At 69.7% G+C, this 1480-nt stretch carries 1 protein-coding gene; it reads left to right on the top strand.

Annotation, left to right across the window (positions count from 1 at the left end; all coding sequences use genetic code 11):
• Positions 1–42 precede the first annotated feature (42 nt).
• A complete protein-coding gene (locus AB0924_RS38570; RefSeq protein WP_366913986.1) occupies positions 43–1284 on the top strand; it encodes an IS4 family transposase in 1242 nt (413 codons plus the stop codon).
• Positions 1285–1480: the final 196 nt, after the last annotated feature.

Here is a 1480-nt window from a genome sequence, read left to right as displayed (position 1 = left end):
CAATACCGGTGACTTTGTTGGGGTCTGGTCGTTGGATGGGTTGTGCCAAGGCCGGGTCAGGTGAAGTCGTCGGGGGTTGGTCGGTTCTCGGATCGGATCGCGTTGGGGGTGCTGACGCGGGCGTTTCCGCCGGAGCTGGTCGACGAGGTGGTCGCCGAGTGCGGCAGGGTCGAGCAGCGGACGCGGTTGCTGCCGGCACGGGTGGTGGTCTACTTCGTCCTGGCGATGTGTCTGTTCTTCGGGCAGGGCTATGAAGAGGTGGCCCGGCTTCTGGTTCAGGGGCTGGAGCGCGAGGGCCGGTGGGCGACCGCCTGGCGGGTGCCCACGACGGCGGCGATCGGGCGGGCCCGGTTGCGGCTCGGGCCGGAGCCGTTGCGGGCCCTGTTCGCCCGGGTGTGCCGGCCGGTGGCGGTCGCGCGGACGCAGGGTGCCTGGTATCGGCGGTGGCGGTTGGTCGCGGTGGACGGCACGGTCTTCGATGTTCCGGACACCGCGGCGAACGCTCAGTTCTTCGGGCGTCCCGGTACCAGTCGTGGGCAGGGCCGCAGTGCGTATCCGCAGGCGAGGGTGGCGGCCCTGGCCGAATGCGGCACCCATGCCGTGTTCGCGGCCGAGGTCGGACCACTCAAGGTCCACGAGACCGCCCTGGCCCAGCGGCTGTTCCCCGCGCTGACGAAGGGCATGCTTGTGCTCGCCGACCGGGGCTTTTGCGGTCTCGACCTGTGGCGGGCGGCGAAGGCGGGCGGCGCGGACCTGCTGTGGCGGGTCCGCAGGACCGTGGTGCTGCCGGTCCTTCAGACCCTCGCCGACGGCTCCTACCTGTCGGAGATCGTCGCCGCGCGGGACCACTACCAGCGCGCGGACCCCGAGCGGGTGCGGGTGATCGAGTACACCGTCGGCCCACGCGGCGGTGACGGCACCGTCTACCGGCTGATCACCACCATCCTCGACCCCGGGCAGGCACCGGCCGAGGAGCTTGCCGCCCTCTATGCCCAGCGGTGGGAGATCGAGAGCACCCTGGACGAGATCAAGAACCATCAGGGCGTCCCGGGGCTGGTGCTGCGTTCCCAGCACCCACGCGGCGTCGAACAGGAGATCTTCGCGTTTCTGCTGGTCCACCACGCGCTGCGGGACCTGATGCACCAGGCTGCCCTCAAGGCCGGGCACGATCCTGACCGGGTCTCCTTCACTCGCACCCTTCGCGTCGTCCGTCGCCACGTCACCGGGCAGGCGGCGCTTTCCCCCCTCGCGACTGGCCCGGTCCATCACCCAGAGCCTGCGTGAGATCACCGAACGGCTGCTGCCCGCACGGCGGTTGCGCGCCAACCCGCGTGTGATCAAACGCAAGATGTCCAACTGGGCCCTCAAACGAGCCGAGCACCACAGCCCACCACGGCCACACCCCTCGACGGTCCGACTGGTCGGGCCAACCAGAGCCACCTCGATCAGCCGGAAAACAACCTAAATCACCGGTATTGCG

The sequence above is a fragment of the Streptomyces sp. NPDC047869 genome (genome assembly GCF_040704065.1).
Classification (GTDB): Bacteria; Actinomycetota; Actinomycetes; order Streptomycetales; family Streptomycetaceae; genus Streptomyces.
Note: the sequence above shows the minus strand (reverse complement) of the source record. Positions and strands in the feature narration are given on the sequence as shown.